Below are 287 nucleotides of genomic sequence, written 5' to 3' on the forward strand. Positions count from 1 at the left end.
CAAGAGCGTGACCAACTTGAAGCAGACACCGTTCGATCGGGACACCGCGTACTGGACTCACCAGGGCTGGAGCCCGCGCGCCCCGGTCAAGCTGTCTTCCCGAATCGACGTGCCCGCGGCGGGTGGCACGGTGGAAGCGGGCACAGTAGCGGTGGCCGGTGTGGCCTGGCGCCAGCACGTCGGAGTTTCTGCCGTGCAGGTGCGGGTGGACGACGGGCCGTTCCGCGACGCCGAACTATGCGCGTTGGAGTCGGCCGATACCTGGCGGCAATGGGTGTACCGCTGGC

1 pseudogene is annotated in these 287 nt (G+C 68.3%); it reads left to right on the plus strand.

From position 1 onward, the window contains the following. Nucleotides 1-287, plus strand: a pseudogene (locus ABFX56_RS15995) (molybdopterin-dependent oxidoreductase); the annotation flags it as partial.

Origin of the sequence: Parafrigoribacterium mesophilum, assembly GCF_039652555.1 — a bacterium.
In the GTDB taxonomy this organism is placed as follows: domain Bacteria; phylum Actinomycetota; class Actinomycetes; order Actinomycetales; family Microbacteriaceae; genus Parafrigoribacterium; species Parafrigoribacterium mesophilum.